14 protein-coding genes, 1 other RNA gene and 1 riboswitch are annotated in these 20570 nt (G+C 44.6%); of the genes, 1 reads left to right on the plus strand and 14 read right to left on the minus strand.

Translation table 11 applies throughout. From position 1 onward, the window contains the following. Positions 1 to 16: 16 nt before the first annotated feature. The 4 genes from topA to HXT50_RS03900 all read right to left on the minus strand — a co-directional run bounded on the left by topA (position 17) and on the right by HXT50_RS03900 (position 5664). Positions 17 to 2872, minus strand: a complete 2856-nt coding sequence (gene topA, locus HXT50_RS03885) for a type I DNA topoisomerase (protein WP_421777050.1) — start codon at positions 2870 to 2872, stop codon at positions 17 to 19. Between the two features lie 131 nt (positions 2873 to 3003). After that, on the minus strand, positions 3004 to 4338 hold the full coding sequence (locus HXT50_RS03890) for a phosphatase PAP2 family protein (protein ID WP_421777051.1): 1335 nt from the start codon (positions 4336 to 4338) through the stop codon (positions 3004 to 3006). 45 nt (positions 4339 to 4383) lie between these two features. Next, positions 4384 to 4480, minus strand: an RNA gene (gene ffs / locus HXT50_RS03895) — signal recognition particle sRNA small type. A 41-nt stretch (positions 4481 to 4521) separates the two neighbouring features. Next, positions 4522 to 5664, minus strand: coding sequence for an inositol-3-phosphate synthase (locus HXT50_RS03900; protein ID WP_004118456.1), 1143 nt, complete (start codon positions 5662 to 5664; stop codon positions 4522 to 4524). Positions 5665 to 5836: 172 nt separating this feature from the next. Here HXT50_RS03900 and HXT50_RS03905 point away from each other — a divergent pair, with 172 nt between their 5' ends. Next, on the plus strand, positions 5837 to 8161 hold the full coding sequence (locus HXT50_RS03905; RefSeq protein ID WP_174191656.1) for a transglycosylase domain-containing protein: 2325 nt from the start codon (positions 5837 to 5839) through the stop codon (positions 8159 to 8161). Between the two features lie 116 nt (positions 8162 to 8277). Here the strand turns inward: HXT50_RS03905 and HXT50_RS03910 are convergent, their stop codons facing one another. From HXT50_RS03910 to HXT50_RS03955, 10 genes are all read right to left on the minus strand, one after another. After that, complete coding sequence (locus tag HXT50_RS03910; protein WP_101886205.1) at positions 8278 to 9021, minus strand: HAD family hydrolase; 744 nt, start codon at positions 9019 to 9021, stop codon at positions 8278 to 8280. Positions 9022 to 9171: 150 nt separating this feature from the next. Continuing rightward, the gene (locus tag HXT50_RS03915) at positions 9172 to 9768 is read right to left on the minus strand and encodes a heat shock protein transcriptional repressor HspR (protein ID WP_004104765.1); all 597 of its coding nucleotides are present in this window, start codon (positions 9766 to 9768) and stop codon (positions 9172 to 9174) included. Positions 9769 to 9855: 87 nt separating this feature from the next. Then, the gene (locus tag HXT50_RS03920; protein ID WP_004118453.1) at positions 9856 to 10908 is read right to left on the minus strand and encodes a DnaJ C-terminal domain-containing protein; all 1053 of its coding nucleotides are present in this window, start codon (positions 10906 to 10908) and stop codon (positions 9856 to 9858) included. A 126-nt stretch (positions 10909 to 11034) separates the two neighbouring features. Then, the gene (grpE, locus tag HXT50_RS03925) at positions 11035 to 11718 is read right to left on the minus strand and encodes a nucleotide exchange factor GrpE (RefSeq protein WP_004118452.1); all 684 of its coding nucleotides are present in this window, start codon (positions 11716 to 11718) and stop codon (positions 11035 to 11037) included. Next, a complete protein-coding gene (gene dnaK, locus HXT50_RS03930; protein ID WP_004104772.1) occupies positions 11718 to 13601 on the minus strand; it encodes a molecular chaperone DnaK in 1884 nt (627 codons plus the stop codon). Before dnaK ends, grpE begins: the two co-directional genes overlap by 1 nt. Before the next feature lie 267 nt (positions 13602 to 13868). Continuing rightward, positions 13869 to 14600, minus strand: coding sequence for a HesA/MoeB/ThiF family protein (locus HXT50_RS03935; RefSeq protein WP_004118451.1), 732 nt, complete (start codon positions 14598 to 14600; stop codon positions 13869 to 13871). A gap of 36 nt (positions 14601 to 14636) precedes the next feature. Next, entirely contained in the window at positions 14637 to 15449 is an 813-nt protein-coding gene (locus HXT50_RS03940; protein ID WP_410295737.1) for a thiazole synthase, read from the minus strand. A gap of 89 nt (positions 15450 to 15538) precedes the next feature. After that, positions 15539 to 15745, minus strand: coding sequence for a sulfur carrier protein ThiS (gene thiS, locus HXT50_RS03945; RefSeq protein WP_004104778.1), 207 nt, complete (start codon positions 15743 to 15745; stop codon positions 15539 to 15541). A gap of 122 nt (positions 15746 to 15867) precedes the next feature. Continuing rightward, positions 15868 to 16938, minus strand: coding sequence for a glycine oxidase ThiO (gene thiO, locus HXT50_RS03950; protein ID WP_004104781.1), 1071 nt, complete (start codon positions 16936 to 16938; stop codon positions 15868 to 15870). Continuing rightward, positions 16931 to 17034, minus strand: a riboswitch (TPP riboswitch). It overlaps the preceding gene by 8 nt. Positions 17035 to 17705: 671 nt before the next feature. Next, positions 17706 to 20453 carry a TIM-barrel domain-containing protein gene (locus tag HXT50_RS03955; RefSeq protein ID WP_421777052.1) on the minus strand — a complete coding sequence of 916 codons (2748 nt, stop codon included), beginning with the start codon at positions 20451 to 20453 and terminating at the stop codon, positions 17706 to 17708. Positions 20454 to 20570 lie beyond the last annotated feature (117 nt).

Here is a 20570-nt window from a genome sequence, read left to right on the forward strand (position 1 = left end):
TCTTTAGATTTCATTCCTATGCTTTTTTAGCGGTAGATTTCTTTGAAGTAGTCTTCTTTGTAGAAGTTTTCCTTGCGGTAGATTTTTTCGCAGTAGACTTCTTTTCAGAAGATTTTGCAGTGCTCTTAGTCGCGCGCTTTTTGCGTTTTACGGGACCTGCGGCACGCTTTTGCGCCAAAAGTGCAAATGCATCCTGCGGATCAATCGATTCAGGCGTATACTGCTTTGGCAAAGTGCGATTCGTTTCGCCATCAGTAATATAAGCTCCGTAGAAACCATCCTTAATCACTACTGGCTTCCCAGTTTCAGGATCTGCACCAAGCTCACGAAGAGGCGGCTTGGCGGCACCACGAGTACGCTTACCGTACTTTGGTTGCGCAAATAAATCTTTCGCTTCTTGCAAAGTAACAGTAAAAATAGCATCTTCACTAGAAAGAGATCGCGTATCCGGCTTAGATTCCACAGTTTCTCCAGCAGAAGTATCTACAGCAGAATATGTTTTAGTTAAATATGGACCGTAACGACCATTATTTGCTTCTATACGAGCTAGTTTTACAACGCCTTCGGCATCAACTTCTTCATACTCACCAACCAAACGTGGCAAATTCAAAAGTTGCAACGCTTCTTGCAAAGTCAAAGTCGCTGGATCCATGGTTTTAAACAAAGAAGCCATTTTTGGACGAGCCTTAGAAGACTTAGAAGCCTTAGAAGATTTAGAATCTTCCGCATTATTCTGCTCTTCTACCAGTGCCACGTACGGCCCAAAACGACCGTTGCGCACTTCTACGTTCCCACCCGTTTCTGGATCTACTCCAAGCACACGTGGACCTTCAGCATTATTCTCAAGCAATTCTCGAGCAGCATCAACAGTTAACTCATCTGGAGCTAAAGTTTCTGGCAAAGAAGCGTGACGAGGGTTGCCTTCAGCATCAAGATTCTTAATGTCTTCCAAGTAAGGACCATAGCGTCCAATACGCACATGCAAACCATCGCCAATGTCTATGGTATTTATTTCACGCGCATCAATTTCACCAAGCTCTGCAACCTGCTGTTGCAAACCAATATGAGCTTCATCAGCGGAATTAGCGGCACCTTCACCAGAACCGAAATAGAACCTAGTTAACCAATCGCGACCGGTTTCTTCACCGTGCGCAATTCTGTCCAAACCATTTTCCATATCAGCAGTAAACGCGTAATCAACATACTTCGGGAAATTCGCTTCCAAAAGCTTAATTACAGCAAAAGCAAGCCAAGAAGGAATTAACGCACGTCCACGCTCATACACGTATCCACGATCAATAATTGTGGAAATAATCGTTGCGTAAGTAGAAGGGCGGCCTATTTCCTTAGCTTCCAAAGTTTTGACTAAAGAAGCTTCAGTATATCTTGCAGGAGGCTGAGTTTCGTGAGAATCCGCACTAACACTTTTAGCTTCAAGAATATCCCCAGCTTGCATTTGAGGAAGCGCCTTATCGCTTTCACCTTCAGATGCATGTGCATTGCCAAAAACCTTCATAAAACCAGCAAAAGTAATTACTGTTCCAGAAGCTTGGAACAAAGCTTCTCCATATTCTCCAGCAGAAGCATTTAACTTAACAGTTGCAGTAAAACCTGTAGCATCAGCCATTTGTGACGCAAGGGTTCGTTGCCAAATAAGCGTATACAACTTCAGCTGATCCGCAGGTAATTTATCTGCAAGCTCGTCCGGGCTTAAGAAACGCGCTCCAGCAGGGCGAATACATTCATGAGCTTCCTGCGCTCCTGCAGACGTAGTTGCATACTGCTTAGGAGATTGCGAAACATACTCGTCGCCAAACGCTGCACGAGCGGCACTACGTGCAGCTTCGATAGCTTCTTTGGAAAGCGTTACGGAATCCGTACGCATGTAAGTGATATAGCCGTTTTCGTATAAAGATTGCGCAGCTCGCATAGTTTGGCGAGAGCTCATTGAAAGTCGGTTTCCAGCAGTTTGCTGCAAAGTTGATGTAGTAAAAGGTGGCAAAGGACGACGATGATACGGCTTCGTTTCCATAGAGTCAACTACAAAATCTGAATTTTCAAGAGCTTTAGAAAGCTTAGATGCAAAATCAGCATCAACATGCAAAGCTTTTTGTGATTCATCTTTTGTAGAAACCAACTCACCTTTTGAATTGAAATCTTTAGAACCAGCCAGACGGCGACCAGAAAGCTCGCTCATGCGCGCTTCAAAATCAACACTTTCACCATCTGAGCCTTTAGAACTTAAAATCGCGCTAATATCCCAGTAAGACGCCTTAGTAAACGCCATACGCTCGCGTTCACGCTCAACAATCAACCTAGTAGCAACAGACTGCACGCGTCCAGCAGAAAGACCAGGACCAACTTTTCTCCACAAAACAGGAGAAAGCTCATATCCATACAAACGGTCTAACACACGACGAGTTTCTTGCGCGTCAACCATATTGTCGTCAACATTTCGAGTATTACTGAGCGAGGCTTGAATTGCATCCTTAGTAATCTCATGAAACACCATGCGCTTTACTGGCACAGTTGGCTTCAATGCTTCTACCAAATGCCACGCAATAGCTTCACCTTCGCGATCCTCATCAGTTGCCAGATATAATTCGTCAGCTTTTGCGAGCGCAGACTTTAAATCGGAAACAGTTTTCTTTTTATCTGAGCCAACTACGTAATATGGCGCAAAACCATGATCGACATCTACACCAAACTTACCAAACGCCGCTTTGCGTGAGGCTGGAACTTGGCTTGGCTGAGCGAGATCGCGAATATGCCCAACTGAAGCCATGACGGTATATCCATTGCCTAAATACCCGCCAATTTTTCGCGCTTTCGTGGGAGACTCCACAATGACTAGCTTATTCTGTGCTGCCATATTCGCTCCTTTCCTAACACAATCGAACATATAATTCCGAACTATATGTTTCACGCTAACTGTATCGCAACTTAAGTTATACGTCTATTACATTCCACCTCGGTGGATAAAAGCAGATAGAGTAGACAATATTACTTAGAAGCAGATGGAGGCGTCGGCGGAGCGCCTACTAATCCAAGCCTACTCAACGGCGAAGCTGTAGAGTGACGCATTACCATAATTACGCCAAAAACAAGCAAAGACACGCCTATAATCAGCCAATAAGTTGCTACATAAGATACGCTTGCAGCCCATTGAGCAAAAATATCAACACCAGGAAGAATTTGCCATATTAAATAAAGTGCATACAAACACGCCAACACACCAATCGTAATCATAGAGCTTCCTACAATTTGAACGCTAATTGAGGAACGTCGATAAGCTGGCATATCCATTCCACTACTGCGAGTGCATGCGAGCATAATAAGCGTTACAGCACCAACGATAAGTAATGACATAAGAACGTCAGAAACTCTATGCCAATGTGCTGCAACCAAAGAAAGTTCCACAAGAATGCTTATAAAAGCTGCAGCTACCGCTGCCCATGCGCGCCAAACGCGCGAAACTGCGCAAATAAGCAACGCACATGATGCAGTAATAAGTAGGGTATGACCTGAAGGTGCTGAATTTGCAGACAAATATTCAATACTTATAAGCATTGGGCGCGGAAGAATTTTTTTCAATGGTTCAGCAGCAGCCGAAAGAATAATAATTCCAGCACATTGACCAAGAAGCCACCAACGTTTACGAATACAAACTACTATGAGTGAAACAAGAGCAATTATTATGCCAGTAACTATAACAACCATAGAAACGCTTATAGGTCGCAAGCAAAATGCAAGCCAAGACGGCATACCATGAGAGCCAAATCCATCAATTACCATTTCTTCATAGCTTTGACCAAGTACTGTTTGCACACTAATAAACCATATGAACGCAGCAGAAGCCAGGAAAACAATTGCAATAGCAACACACCACAATATGGTAGATATTCGAGGACGCTTTACGAGCGGATCAAGCTGATCAATATCATCTGCATCCGATGAAGAATCTTCAGAAGATAACTGATTAGTTGAATACGACAAATCAGACAAATCAGACAAATCAGACAAATCAGACAAATCAGACAAATCAGATTGACGTTTAGTTTGTTTCACAAACTGTTTTACAGACTGTTTAGAAGATTTCTCTTCAGTATTTTCTGGAAATAAAGGCGATATTTTTTCGTCATTATCCTCAGATGAGATTGGGGAAAATGGCGTAATCGTATTAATCGAATCCAAAGGATGCGAATAGTCACTACCTTCACTGTTGCGATTAATATCTTGCGAAGTTCCACCTACCGGCAGCGCATCATTTTCTCCAGCAGAATCATCATGCTGATTGTCAATGCTATTGGATTGAATTCCTGCAAATTCTTCACTCATACTTTAGACTTTACGACAGTATTTACGACCGCGCTAGTTTTACGCATAATAAAACCTCCGCGCACCCACCAGAGGCCACTTACCCTTGCTGCATTTCTGCCCTGGGGGGATTGGGTGACTTAGTGCCACACGGAGGCTTTATCTATATTACACGATTTTCGCTACATGTCGAGTAGTAATAAATTATGCGCGCCACACACTCTTGCCATGTTCTTTTGCAAATTCAGTATCTTCATCAAGCTGAGACTCGTTAGCTTCAACATCACCAGCAATATAGCGTTCAACTAATTGGCGAGCTTCACTATCTTCATGCTGAACTGCAGGAGACTTCATAAAGTATGAACTTGGAGCCAAAACCGGACCAGAAAGCTTGCGATCCAAAGCAATTTTTGCGGCTCGAACAGCATCGATAACAATTCCGGCAGAATTTGGAGAATCCCAAACCTCAAGCTTGTACTCCAAATTCAAAGGAACATCACCAAAAGTAGTACCTTCCAAACGCACGAAAGCAAACTTGCGATCATCCAACCAAGCTACGTAGTCTGAAGGCCCAATATGAACATTATGCTCATCCATTTCATGAGGCACGATTGAAGTTACTGCACGAGTCTTAGAAATCTTTTTAGACTCAAGTCTTGAACGCTGAAGCATGTTCATAAAGTCCATATTTCCGCCAACATTCAGCTGATACGTGCGATCCAAACGCACACCGCGATCCTCAAAAAGTCGAGCCATAACGCGGTGAGTAATAGTTGCACCTACCTGACTTTTAATGTCATCGCCAATAATAGGAACTCCTGCATCACGGAATTTTTGTGCCCATTCAGGATCAGAAGCAATGAAGACTGGCAGGCAGTTTACAAATGCACAGCCAGCTTCCATTGCAGCAGTCGCATAAGCTTTATCGGCTTGCTCAGATCCTACTGGAAGATAAGAAACAAGCACATCCACATGCTTATCTCGCAAAACTTGAGCAACGTCAACAGGTTCAGCCTCGGACTCATCGATCATTTCACGGTAGTAATCACCAAGACCGTCATAAGTTGGACCACGTAATACTTCCACACCCAAATTTGGTACATCAGCAAAACGAATTGTGTTATTTTGTGAAGCGCCAATTGCTTCACTTAAATCATGCCCAACCTTTAGAGAATCAACATCAAACGCCGCAACAAACTCAATATCGCGCACACGATACTGACCAAATACAGCGTGCATCAACCCTGGAATTTTCTCACCGTCATCAGCGTTTTTGTAATATTCAACGCCCTGAACCAGCGACGAAGCACAATTGCCGACACCGGCAATGGCAACGCGGATGCTCATATAGACTCCTTGCCCTGCAAAATAAGCGACATTACATTATGCCGCACCATACACATTTCATAATACTATTGCTTTAACAAATATGTACTAATATTCAATATTTTTAATCTTTTCTAAACAAAAACATGCTGTTTTGTAGAAAAATTCAACACCGGACGCTACGGTGGAATGTATGGTTGCACGTAAAGATGGAAGACGAGCGTCTACTTCGCATGAGAAAGCTACTCGAAGCATATCGTCACAATCACAAAAAAATACGAATATGCCTTCATCTGTCCCACCAAGCGGACAAGACTCATACCGTCCACATTCGTATTCTTTTGAATCAAACAAAAGCAGCCGTAATTCGAGATTCGAACGTTCTCGCGCAGCAACACGCAGAAGGCGTCGTAGAACTTGGCGAGGCAGACATCCTATTATTTTTTGGGCACTTATCGTTATTTTTGTACCAATTTTGCTAGGCACAATTGTTTTTGCTTATCTGTACGCAACTACAGATATACCTGCACCAGACAAAGTTGCTATGGCAGATAAGACGAAAGTGTACTATTCAGATGGCAAAACTGAATTAGGTTCTTTTGCTGAGCAAAATCGCGAAATTATCAATTGTTCAGTACTACCTAAATATGTTGGTAAAGCAATAGTTGCTTCAGAAAATCGTTCCTTCTACCACGATGGCGGAATAGATTTTAAAGGAATTGGACGCGCATTACTTCATAACGTTACAAAGCACGGGCGTTGGGGCGGCTCCACTATTACGCAACAATATGCGGAAAGATATTATCTCGGTGAAACAAAAACTTATTTTGGAAAACTAAAAGAAGCTATTTTAGCTTTGAAAATTGCGCAAACTCAAGATAAAGATACAGTACTCTGCAATTATATGAATACTATTTACTTGGGTAGAGGAGCATACGGAATTCAAGCTGCAGCCAAAGCATATTTCGGCATAGAAGCAAAAGATTTGTCACTTTCGCAAGCTGCACTTTTAGCAGGTATTATTCCAGCACCAAGTAGCTGGGATCCTGCAATTGGTCCAAAAGAAGCAGGCATTCGTTTTAAGCGCGTGTTACGCATTATGAAAGAAGATGGCTACATTACAGCTTCTCAAGCAGCGCAAGCAAAAATGCCTAAAACTATTACTCAGACGACTCAAAACATTTACGCAGGTCAACAAGGTTATTTATTGCATATGGTTCGTGATGAGTTAACCAGGAACGGTGCTTTTACGCAGGAAGATCTTGACAGTGGTGGATATCGCATTATTACTACTATCGATAAAGCTAAGCAAGATTTAATGTTCAAAGTTGCAAGTCCTTCTCAAGATGGACGAGGAATTGTGCCAGAAGGACTGCAAGTTGGCGGAATTTCAATAAACGCAAAAGATGGTTCAATCATTTCCGTTTACGCAGGAGACGATTATCTAAAGAAACAGCTTAATAACGCCACACAAGCGCTTTACGAGCCGGGCTCTACTATGAAGCCTTTTGCGCTTATGGGAGCAATTCAGGCTGGCACTAGCTTGGATACGATGTTCAATGGCAATTCTCCACGCAAGTTTGATGGGATCGATAAACCTGTTGGAAACTTTGCAAACATGAGCTACGGCACCATTAACTTATACAGTGCAACTGCAAATTCTGTGAACACAGTGTATATGGATTTGCAAAGTAAACTTGGTGCTAAGAAAGTTGCTCATACTGCAGTTATGGCAGGTTTAAGCCCTGAACGAGTCAATGGTAAGAATCCGTTTACTGTGCTCGGAAACGATTCTGTGCATGTAAGCGAAATTGCGCGTGCATATGCAACATTTGCAAACCAAGGAAGACGCCCAGATTTGCATATTGTTGCCAGCGTAAAAAATCCTGACGGTAAGGAGTTCTACCGTGCACCAACAGCTGGAAAGCAAGTATTCTCACCAGCCGATGCCGCTCTAGCTACAAAAGCAATGATTGGCGTAGTGCAACATGGTACAGCAACTGAAGCTCGCGCTGTAGGTAGAGAAATTGCAGGAAAGTCTGGAACAGCAAACGATGAAACTGCTGGTAGCTTTGTAGGATTTACGCCAAATATTGTTACCGCATTTGCCATATGGAATCCAGACGCAAAAGGTAGCCCACAAGTAATTAAACCGTTCCACGGATATCTTGGCGGAAGCGACTACCCTGTGCACTTGTTTACAAGATACATGCGTCAAGCGGTAATAGGAACCCCGAATACTAAATTCCCTGAAGCAAAAGACACAGGCAAAATTGGTGGACCTGATGGAAAATGGGGATTAGGCGAACAACATACATTCACGCATATAAAAACTGAGAATGAGGGTAAGGATAAAAACAAGGACAAAGATAAAGACAAGGACAACGACAACGATTTAGACCTTGATAGTCAGCTGTATGGTCGTGACGATTCATCATCGGGCGGCGTTGGCAGCTACGATAATAATTCTGGCGGTCATGGTTATGACAATAACTATGACACAACTGGAGGAAACTAGTAAATCAACTGTAGCTATTTATAAACAAAACTGTAGCTAATTTACGAACAGATATGCGAATAGCTAGCTAAGTAAATAGCTAAATAGTTTGTTAATTAGTTTTGCTAGTTTGTTAATTAGTTTCGGCTCAAAACAATGTTCTCAAGCATTTTAGCAGTAACATTTTCATAACCGTTAAGTTCTGCATGATGCTTGCTCTCAGATATGTTTGCGCGCGAAAAACCTGTTTGCGCAATTACAGTTGCTCCGGAATTAATTGCAGCAGTAAGACCAGATAGAGAATCTTCTATGGCAATGCAATTAGCCATCTGCTTTGCAACTTCCTCATCCGCGCCCTCAATGCCAACCATTTTCCCTGCAGCAAGATAAGGCTCAGCACTAGGCTTCGGCTTAAATCCATCATCTCCACACACGTACCCAGCGAAAGCACCTTCTGGAGCATGATTCACAATATTTTCAACCAAACAACGCGGCGAATTGCTCACCAAAATTGAAGGAATGCCGACATCCGTAAGACTTTTAAGTACATCTAAAACTCCTGGAACCCACGGCACGGATTCAGCCTCACGAGCAGCAACGTAATCAACCATGCCTTTGCCAATTTCTTCTACTGTAAGTTTTGTACCAGAAGGAATCATCTTATTGGCAACAGTTTCAAGGGATCCACCGGAACATTCCCAAGCTAAATCTTCATCCCAGTATCCACCGTATTTTTTTACTAAATAAAATTCCGACTCATGCCAATACGGCTCGGAATCTATAAGAGTACCATCCATATCCCAGAAAACTGCACGCAACACATGTTTTTCTTCACTAGAGTTAAGAGTATTTGCACACATATTCGTCGTCTGTTCAGCCATTCACAATCCTTTATATTGCATATATTTGCTTTAGCTTTTGTAGCACATCATTTTCGCACTAATTCTGCATTACTTTTCGCACTATTAATTCTTCTCGTTAATTCTCACTAATTTCTCACTTAAGCACAATAAGTAGCCATACCTACGTTACTATATGCTCCACGCTCTCCACAACACCACAGATTTTTCATCCGAAGACTTTCGATTTTTATAATTACTGTTATAGCTTTCCGAAGAATACGACGAAGGTAACGCTCGCCTCTCTGTAAGAATATCCCGCCTCCAGCGACGCGCATTGCGAGAACGCTGCATTTCCACAATGTCACCATCTGCATTTGCAGCAAAAATATTGCGTTCTGAAGACTCTGCAGAATCAAGCAAATGCCTTACTTGTCTTTTAAGCTGTCGATTTTCTTCTTGCAAATCAAGTATTTGCATGATGCCAGCAAGATTGATACCTTCATTTTGGCTTAAATGCTGAGTTTGCACAATCCTGTCTATATCTCGCAAAGAATAGCGGCGAGCGCCACCTTCAGTTCTATTCGGCATTATTAAATGAAGCCTATCATACTGTCGTAAAGTTTGCGGGTGCGTATTGGTTAGGCGTGCCACATGGCTTACGGTAAATATTGGCAAATCAAGAACAAATCCTACTTCATCTGCCCCGTCAAGCGTTGCAGTACCACGCACTAAAGCAACTGCACACATTTCATACAGTGCTTTAGTTTCACGCGTTATTGGTGTCATAGCACGCCTTCCTTTGCTCTTTTTAGTATGTTTAAAGCACTGTTACAAGCAATTCAACAGTGTTTAACCTACTAAATTATTGTTAACTTAGTTTTGTCTTAATTTTTTAATTTCTTCAGCATAAGTTTCGCCAGCAGTTTTATCAAATTCTTTTGCAACGCGTCTAAGAGACATGCTCGAACGCTTTGGCAAACGAATCTGCACAACACCAACAAAATCGCCATTCTTTCCAGGCACTCCAGCACCTTCTATACGAACTTCATCACCGCTTGAAACACAAGCTGGAACTTTGAAAGTAACAGGATTGCCATCTAGGTCGTTTATACTAACTTTTGCACCATGCACTGCTTCACTTAACGTTAACGGCAATGTAGAAATCAAATCGTCGCCTCGCAAAGTAAATTTATCTGATGCTTCTACTTGAACATGCAAGTACAAGTCACCTGCAGCACCACCGAACTTGCCTGGCTTGCCTTTTCCTTTCAAACGAATTTTCTGTCCGGTTTTTACACCAGCTGGAATATGCGTTTTAAAAGTTTCACCAGCCGCACGCAACGATACTGTAGCGCCTTTAAAAGCTTGCTTAAATGTGAGCTTTATATCGGTTGTTATATCTTCGCCAACTTCAGGCACGTCAGCTTCCTGCGGTTGAGAATACCTCTCACCGCCAAAGCCACTCGTACCTTGGAATCCTGCTGAATCTTGAGAGCGCTGACCTCCACCAAACATGGAGAAAATGTCGCTCATATTTGGTCCAGCACCGTTGGATGTAAAGCGAATGCGCGAACCGTTTCCGCCCATACCACCCATGCCAGAGCCGCCGTTGAACATGGAGAAAATGTCCGAGAAACTCGACGCATCGAAACCGCCAGCACCACCTGCTCCTCCAGCGAAACGAGCACCACCAGCACCAAATTGGCGGATAGCATCGTAACGTTGACGAGTTTGACTATCTTTTAATACGTCATAAGCTTCAGAAACATCCTTAAATTTTTCTTCAGCTTCTTTTGTTTTGTTTAAATCAGGGTGATATTTACGAGCAAGTTTGCGATACGCTTTGGTAATCGTTGCCTCATCTGCGTCTTTGGAGACACCGAGAACCTTATAAAAATCCTTAGCTAACCATTCATTTTCAGCCATTTGTGCCTCCTTTCTTCACAAGCACATTGGCTATTTCGCTTTTGACCAAATATAGGCTGCTCGTGCCAACTCTTATGAGTCAGCACGAGCAAGTTATGCAATAAAGTCACGAAAGAGTTTCGTTAGTCATTGCTGTGGTGAAGAAACGACCACACGAGCGGCGCGAATAACGCGATCTCCTATTCGATATCCTGCTTCAACTACAGCATCAACAGTTTCTTTTGTAGCGTCTGGATCTGGTCTGTGCAAAATTGCATCATGCTTGGTCGGGTCAAAATCTTCGCCCTTTTCACCAAACTTTTCCACACCAAACTTTTCAAAAGCCTTATCTATCTTAGTTGCAACAGCCTTGAACGAATCATCCATTTCGCTATGCTCGCGAATGCGGTCAATATCATCCAATGCTGGAAGCAATGCTGTCAGCACGTCAATAATTCCATGCTGTCTGAAACGATCCTGCTCTTTGGCAGAACGATTTCTGAAGTTTATAAACTCAGCACGCTCTCGCTGTAACGCTTCCAAGTACTCTGCAGCTTCTTTCTTAGCTTTACCTAAGGGAGTTAAACTGCCGCTATCTGCGTCTTGGCTGTCTTTCGATTCTGAAGATTCAGTGGAATTCGCCGTATCCTCAGAATTTGCGGAATTCGCAGAAACGTTAGCATCAGCTTTCGTTTCTGCAGGATTTGCACCTTCAGCAGCTTTCGATGAAGATTGCGCAGACGATTTCGCAGAATCACCTGTAGCTTTTACATCCAGCGAGTCAGCATCTTCCATATCTTGCAAATATTCGTTGGCGTTAAAGTCGGACATTACTTGTTGTCCTTATCGTCCTTGTCGTCGTCCACCACTTCGGCGTCAACTACATCATCATCCTTAGCTGCAGAGCCAGCCTGAGCACCAGCAGCAGACTGAGCACCAGCTTCGGCACCAGCAGCACCCTGCTGAGCGTAAAGCTGCTGACCGATCTTCTGAGCAGAAGTCATCAACTCGCTTTGAGCAGACTTAATCTTCTCAACGTCGTCACCCTTCAAAGCTTCCTTCAAAGCATTAACCTTGTCGGTAACTTCCTTAGAGATTTCATCGGAAAGCTTGTCTTTATTGTCGTTCACGAGCTTTTCAGTCTGGTAAGCAAAGGCTTCTGCTTGGTTGCGAACTTCAGCTTCTTCCTTACGCTTCTTATCTTCAGCTTCGTGAGCTTCAGCTTCCTTCACCATGCGGTCAATTTCGTCCTTTGGCAAACCAGAACCACCGGTAATAGTCATGGACTGTTCCTTACCAGTGCCCTTATCCTTAGCGGAAACGTGCACAATGCCGTTAGCATCAATATCGAAAGTGACTTCAATCTGCGGAACGCCACGAGGAGCTGGAGCAATTCCAGTCAACTCAAAAGTGCCAAGAGGCTTGTTATCGCGAGCAAACTCACGTTCGCCCTGGTAAACCTGAATCAACACGGATGGCTGATTGTCTTCAGCAGTAGAGAATACTTCCGAGCGCTTCGTAGGAATAGCAGTATTGCGATCGATAAGCTTTGTCATAATTCCACCCTTGGTTTCAATACCCAAGGAAAGTGGAGTTACATCAATAAGCAGAACGTCTTTGCGATCTCCCTTAATAACGCCCGACTGAACGGCTGCACCAACTGCAACAACCTCATCTGGGTTCACGGACTGGTTAGCTTCCTTACCGCCTGTAAGTTCCTTCACCAAATCCTTCACAGCTGGCATACGAGTTGAACCACCAACAAGAACCACGTGATCGATCTGGCTTACTGAAATACCAGCGTCAGAAAGAACGTTGTTAAATGGAGTACGGCAGCGGCCAAGCAAGTCGGAAGTCATTTCCTCAAAGTGAGCACGAGTCAAAGTCTCATCCAAATGCACTGGAGTGCCGTCAGGAGTCATTGCCAAGTACTGCATAGAAATTGAGGTAGAAGTAGAAGAGCTAAGTTCCTTCTTTGCCTGCTCAGCAGCTTCCTTCAAGCGCTGCAAAGCAATCTTATCCTTGCTCAAATCAACGCCATACTTGTTCTTAACTTCGCCAACGAGCCAGTCGATAATCTTCTGATCCCAGTCGTCGCCACCCAAATGGTTATCGCCGTTAGTTGCTTGCACCTGAATTGTGGAGAATCCGTCGTCATCCTTACCAATTTCAAGCAAGGACACATCGAAAGTACCGCCACCCAAGTCGAATACCAAAATGCGCTCGTCTTCCTTGCCTTTTTCAAGGCCGTAAGCCAAAGCTGCAGCAGTTGGTTCGTTAATAATACGAAGCACGTTCAAGCCTGCAATCTTACCTGCATCCTTAGTTGCCTGACGCTGAGCATCGTTGAAGTATGCTGGGCATGTAATAACGGCATCGGTTACCGGCTCACCCAAGTAAGCTTCAGCATCGCGCTTCAACTTCATCAGAACCTGTGCAGAAATCTCTTGTGGAGTCCACTTCTTGCCGTCGATATCAACAGTCCAATCAGTGCCCATGTGGCGCTTTACTGAGCTAATCGTGCGATCAACGTTTGTTACAGCCTGACGCTTAGCAACTTCACCAACCAAGATTTCGCCAGACTTGCTGAATGCCACAACAGATGGCGTGGTACGTGCACCTTCAGCGTTTACAATAACTGTTGGGCTGCCACCTTCAAGAGTAGCAATGCAAGAGTTGGTTGTTCCCAAATCAATACCTACTGCGCGTCCCATAATTTCTCCTTAACTAGGTATTGCACCTTTTGTGCAATTACGCTTTCCTTCAAGTTTTGTAGTTACGTAAGCTGAACCTTATTTAGATTCCTTGTTGGAAACTATGTAAAGCATCAGCTTTTTTACTTTCCAAAACTTGAGTCTATTACACTCAACTTATAAAAGTCAACTTTTATTCCCAAAAATTACAAAAAACTTTATACAACTAGACTCAAGTTTTGCAATTTAAGCAAAATTAATGGGAAATTCTGAAAAATTCAATAGGATTCACGCGCTGAACTTAAAGCGACGCAAAGAATTATCCAGAGCGTTATAACGCGCTAAAACGCCAATAAGCGGCGTGCCAATACCGGTTATGAGTTTAATTGCTTCAGTTGCCATCATTGCGCCAACAATAGCTGCAGTTGCACCCAACACAGCCGATTTTGGCACTTTTTCTTTAGGCGGAGGGCACGCATACAAATCACGCAAACCAGGACCTTTTCCTGGCACGAAAACGCTTACTTGACCTTCATAATAAAGCACCGAACCGTAAACTTCCGGCGTACCAGCACTCCAAGCAGCATCCGCAATCAAAAAGCGCGTATCAAAATTATCACAACCGTCGATAACAATATCGTGACTTTCTACAAGCTGCTTTGCGTTGTCTTCATTAAATCTATTTACAAGGTTGATTTTTAAACCTGGAGATAACGCTTGCAGACGATTAGCTGCAAGTTGCGCTTTAGATTTGCCGCACTGATCGACAGTATATAAAGTCTGTCTTTGCAAATTAGAAAGCTCAACAACGTCGTCGTCACAAATTGTGATTTCTCCAACTCCTGCAGCAGCAAGCGAAAGCAAGCACGGCGAACCAAGTCCACCTGCACCGACCATGCAGATTTTCGCATCGCGAAGTAACTGCTGATGTTCATTAGTAAAGCCCGGCAGGAGCAAGTGACGGCTAGTGCGTTCCGCCTCAAGCTCCTGCAGGTTGTCGTAAATTTTATTAATCGTCATGTTGAATAATATGCCGAAAAATTACAGTACAGAAATTTACAGTACAGAATCAGCCCAAGCGCGACCTTCAACAGGCGAAGAAGCGAGTGCATGTTCACGCTTAGGAATACGGCCAGCATCGTGAGCAAGCTTTCCAGCAGTTACAGCAGCAGCCATTGCGCGGCCCATCTTTACAGGATCTGGGCAGCGAGTTACAGCACTTGCAAGAAGCACACCAGAGCAGCCAATTTCGAAAGCTTTAACAACATCGGAAGCAGTTCCAACACCAGCATCCAAAATCACAGGAACGCCAGCTGTCTTGCATTCTTGAACAATCAGCTCAATGTTTCGAGGATTCAAAATGCCAAGACCAGTTCCAATTGGAGCACCACCAGGCATAACAGCCTTCACACCAAGCGAAACCAAGCGACGAGCCACAATCGGGTCGTCATTCGTGTAGCAAAGAACGCTAAAGCCTTCTTCAATAAGCTTTTCTGCAGCAAGCAATACTTCACGAGTATCTGGGAGCAAAGTATCGTCGTCTGCAATTACTTCGAGCTTAATCCAGTCAGTTCCAAGCGATTCACGAGCCATTTTTGCTGTAAGAACAGCATCATGCGCAGTTTTGCAACCAGCAGTATTTGGCAAAACGTTAATATTGTGGCGCTGCAACATGCCGTAAATATCCACGCCAGTTTTTGCGTGACGACGCATGGCAACTGTTGCCACTTCCGCACCCGAAGCAACAAGCGACTTTTCCATAATATCAATGCTCGTCATGCCGCCTGTACCAAGCAAAAGCCTTGAGTGTAAAGTCTTACCGCAAAGCTGCCAAGTATCGGCACTTTCTTCTGTATTATTTTCTGTCATTTTAAGCCTTTTATTTAATATTTAATATTTAAACTTAATTAAAATTAAATAATTAAGCGCACTAATTTCACGCTTAATTTTGTGGTGTTTCAGCCGCCTTGAACTGCGCTAAGAATTTCGACTTGATTCCCATCACATATGACTGCTGATTCCCATTGCGCGCGAGAAAGCACATCGTCGCCAATTGCGACCGCTATACCAGGTCCTGCATCCGAACCATAACGTTGCGCAATAAGCTGAGCAACAGTTAATCCGTCTTGCACTTCAACAGTTTCACCATTGACTACGATTTGCATAATCTAACCTTTACTAACTAAAAGCTGAATTACTAAAAGTACTTTCTGCATCACACTTACGTCTATATTTGAACGCTTCACAAATTCGCAGCGAAATATAGCAAATTCACCGAAATTAGCGATTAGAAGCGTGCAGGATTGCAGCTTTCCAAGAATCCCTTTTCCTTCTCAGTCAACTCTTGCTCAAGCACGAGTTTTGTGGTCAAAGAAGAGCCTAAAGCGGTGAGCAAAATTCCGTGACGGAAGTAACCGGTGGAAATCGTGGTGTGCGTCTTAGGATCAATGCCAATGAATGGCAAATCATCTGGAGTTCCAGGACGACCGCCAGCAGTAACCTCAGTAATCGAGCATTCCTGAATGCCAGGAAGCACGCTTGCGGCATCGCGAAGCAAGTCAAGCACGCCACCGACCTTTGGAATATCGCGGTCATCTTCGCGAGAAGTAGCACCGAGCACAAGCTCGCCTGTTTCCTTAGCGCGAGGCACCAAATAAACTGGGCGGTCATGCACAAACCCACGAACCACGGAACTCAAAATTGGGCGCAAAGGCTCTGGAATAGTCATACGAATCATATCGCCCCACACAGCGCGAAGCTTAAGCTGAGGAAGCATATCCTTAGCACCCAAGCCGGATGCCAAAACTGTGTCTGGACCCAAATCGTCTGGAGTGCTTGCGCGACGCTCAATAACAACACCGCGCTTTTCAAGTGCATCAATCATTGCTGCAGTGAAAAGACGAGGGTTGATTTGATGGTCGTCCGGCACGCTTACAGCGCCTGCAATCGTCGGCGAAAGCGCAGGCTCAATTTCACGAAGCTTACTCACAGAAATATGCTCAGCTCTACGTCCATAACGGTGCTGCAAGTTTAACAACTCGTTCACGTGCTCGTTATCTGCAGCGTCACCACCGATTACGTAAGAGCCGCACTCTAAGTAGCCGGTTGGCTTATCGGTGTACTTTGCAACCGAATCAACCAATTCCTTATACATAGTTGCAGACTCAAACATAAGAGGATACAACGCTTCTTGCTGATATTGCATTTCTGCGGTAGGAGCTAGCATGCCGGCAGCATGGTGAGAAGCACCGGAGACTGGATCTGGATCAATTATGCTAACTTTTACGCCAGCTTCCGTAAGTCTCCACGCTGTTGCTAAACCAATAATACCTGCACCAATAATACGAATATTTCGCATATATACTCCTTCCCTACGGCGGCATTACCCGCATCAGGTTTACGGTCGGCTTTCGCCCTCTCAGCCTGTGTAGAACAGGCTCCCGCGGTGTAACCTTGACTTTCAAGAATTACAAATGCAGAACGTTTCAATATTGCTAACTTAGCAATATGCAAATGCTGCAGGTAGATGTAACAAAATTATGTGAATTTCATCACACTACCGTGCAGCATTTTAACACTTCTACAGAAAATCTGTTAATTTATCCGGTATGTCAAGCTGTGAAACTAAGCAATTTTTGTTACTGACGCAGTCAGCGCTCGCGTGGATTACGCGCTCGCTTACGAAACTCGCGTTGGAAGTCCACTGGACTCCCAACTTAAGCGAGTTTCCGCTCCGAGTTGCCTTCGCGCGCGCTTTGCCTGAGTCTGAAATTATTGGAATTTCAGACTCCTTCAAAGCGTGATTTGGCTTAATTGTGAAGCACGGTGTGCTTCACATGCCAAATCAGCCGAACGGCTATGCCGTGAGGATATGCGCTCAGGCAGATCGTCAGCGCACACAAAACACAACCCAGTTTCTAAAACCCAACCACACAACTCTGCCCTGCCTTCGCCAATCGAGACGAAGGCAGACCTCGCTTGCGTTGAAAGCACACCGTGCTTTCAATCTTGAGCAAGCTCGGCGCTCCGAGTTGCCTTCGCGCGCTAAATCGCATCGCTCAGGCAGGTCGTCACGCTGCGCAGGCAATGCATAACTCCGTTTTTTCGTTACTGGCGCAGATTAAATCACTCAACCGAGCGCAGCAAAATCTCCTCAAGCGCATGCTTCACAGAAACAGGCAGAGTGCAACGCCATTGCGCCCACTTCACTACGGAAGGCTGATCAGTTGCGTAAGCGTTAAGCATATCAACATTGTTGCGATACTTTTCTGCTTCCGATTCGTTTTCGTATTCAAGAGTTGAGATTGCAGCAATAGCGCCTGCACTTCCGTTAGCCTCGCTCACTGCATCAAAAGCCATTTCCTTACCGCGGTACGGCACTTGTGCTTGAAGCAGGAATCGGTAAGCGTCACCAACTTTAGGATCGGCAGCAACTTGCAATCCTCCGTCAACAATTACGCGAATTTCCGAACGAGCCGGCACGTCTTTTACAGAAACCGACAAACTCAAAGTCGACTCTTCACCTTCGTAAGAAATCGCAAACTCGCTTGCGTTAAGCTCTTGGCTCCCCACAAACACGCGCACGTGAGCAAAATCTGTGCAAGCAACTCCTCTAAATACAACGTTCCAGTTGCGTTTTTGCGGTACAGATTCTACGGCAGCATCGTATCCTGCAACACCGGAAATAATGAATTGCGAAGAGCCATTGCCGTCTCGCCACACAAAATTCATACGTGTATCTGCAGTGTTTCCAGCAGACGCTGCAGCAAAGTCACCGTTATCTTCTCGCATTACGAACTCGCCGTCAGCTCCAGGGAATGCAAGAATTCGCAAAGCCCGCGGATTTTCAATGCTATTAACCGATTCAGCAGCATCAGCACTACGCTCGCAATCTGCAACTTCTGGCAAAACTTGCAGAGGCACAATTGCTCCAGCACGCGCAAAAGCAGGCACGCGATCAAGCGAGCGCCATGCTTCAAATCTGCGACCATTCAAGCCGCGAGACACATACCTGCGTCCGTCAAACAAATCGTACCAATCACCTTCCGGCAACCAAACTCCAGCACATCCGCGCAAAGCAGCCGCATCATTAGGCGAAACAATCGGCGCTACTATAAGCTCACTTCCAAAACGGTACTCGTTAGGAATTTCGTAAGCCATGCCGACTTCCGGCGACTGCCAGTACATTGGCTCAACAATCGGTCTGCCTTCAAAAGCTGCGCGATAATTCATCGTATAAACGTATGGCAAAAGTTCCGCGCGCAAACGAAGCATTTTCACCATTGCTCCGCGAGTTTCCGGAGGGAAATTCCACGGCTCTTTTCCAGCAAACGGCGAACAAGTCGAGTGCAAACGATTAATAGGACTAAACGCGCCGAAAGCGTACCATCGCGCTTCCAGCTCGTTATTTCTAACGCCAAGCATGTGTCCGCCAATATCGTGACTCCACCATCCGTAGCCAATATTGGAAGCTGTAGCAGTAAAGTAAGTTTGGAAAGCAAGCGAATCCCAAGTAGTAACGGTATCTCCCGAGAATCCAACTGGGTAGCGATGCGAACCAGGCCCAGCATAACGAGAGAATGTAAGCGGCCAGCGACCTTCGCGCGCAGCATCCTCATAATGCATGTGATTTAGCATCCAAAGAGGATCCAAACCAGGCTCGCGCGTCACGCCTCCCTGCTGCCAGTCAATCCACCAAAATCGCACGCCTTCATCTTCCATACGATGATGCATATTGAAGTAAGCTTCAACAAATTGCGGATTTGTTAAATCAAATTCCACAGCTTCACCGCTTGCAGGATCAATTCCCATCTCTCGCGCAACTTGCGGATAATCTTTTTCAAACGCACGCACGCCGTCGCGCGGATGCAAGTTCAAAGTTGGAGCCAAGCCAGCAGCGTTAAGTTTACGCAAAAAAGCGCGATGATCCGGGAAAAGTTCCTCATTCCACGTGTAACCAGTCCAACCGGAACCATATTTTGCATCAACATCCGTAACATGCCAATCCATGTCAATAACAGCTGCACTGAAAGGTATGCCTTCGCGTTTAAAACGATTATGCAATTGCAAATATTCGTCTTGATGGTAGCGATAGTATCTGCTCCACCAATTGCTTAGCGCAAAACGTGGAAGCAGCGGCTGAGCACCTGTGAGCTTATAAAGGTCTTGAATTGCTTGAATGTAGTGGTGTCCGTAGCCGAAGAAATACAAGTCTTTATATCTTCCAGCTTGCTCACTAACCTTGTGCGCACGCGACTTAACCCAAGCCCCATACGGGTTTGATTTACCATTTATTTCCTCAGCCGGAGCAATTTCGCAAGTTGCAGAATCATCTAAAATAGACCATCCATCGCGCGAAAGTATGCCTTTATCGAGCTTTACTGGGCCGTTCGCCTGATCCAAAGTTCTAAAAGTTCCAAGAAGATTTCCCGGGCAATCGTCGCCATAATGCCACGTATTAAACTGCGTACATGGCACTCCGCGCACAACAATACTTAAGCCTTCTTTGCTAAAAGCTTCGCAGTTATAAGTAAGGTGAAGCTTTTCAGTTTCTACTTCCAGCCATCCATTTTCGTTTTTATGCGCACTAAATTGTGGCTGAGCATCCGCGCTCTTCTGAGCAAAATTGCGACAAATCACAGTTTGCGTAGGATTGTCAACAAACTCTCCATCGTCACTCCACTCAAGACGCAACAGCGAATCTGTAATAACTGTAATTCGCCACTTTTCGCCCTTAATTACCTGACTATCCTGCGCCTTTGCATACTGCGAATTTGCAAGGTCAGCAAAAATTTGAGATTGCGAATCCGAATACGTCACAGCTTCACCGATAATTTGTGATTTATCTTGATTGCTTATATTTATCACACTCATAGCAGCACCTTTACTCAGTACGCAATGCCACACTGCAACATTTGTCACACAACATTTGTCATACAACACTTGTTGCACCACGCTTTCGCGCACAACACTTACGTATCTTCTCTTCAC

Source organism: Gardnerella sp. KA00243, from assembly GCF_049244105.1.
Lineage (GTDB): Bacteria > Actinomycetota > Actinomycetes > Actinomycetales > Bifidobacteriaceae > Bifidobacterium > Bifidobacterium leopoldii.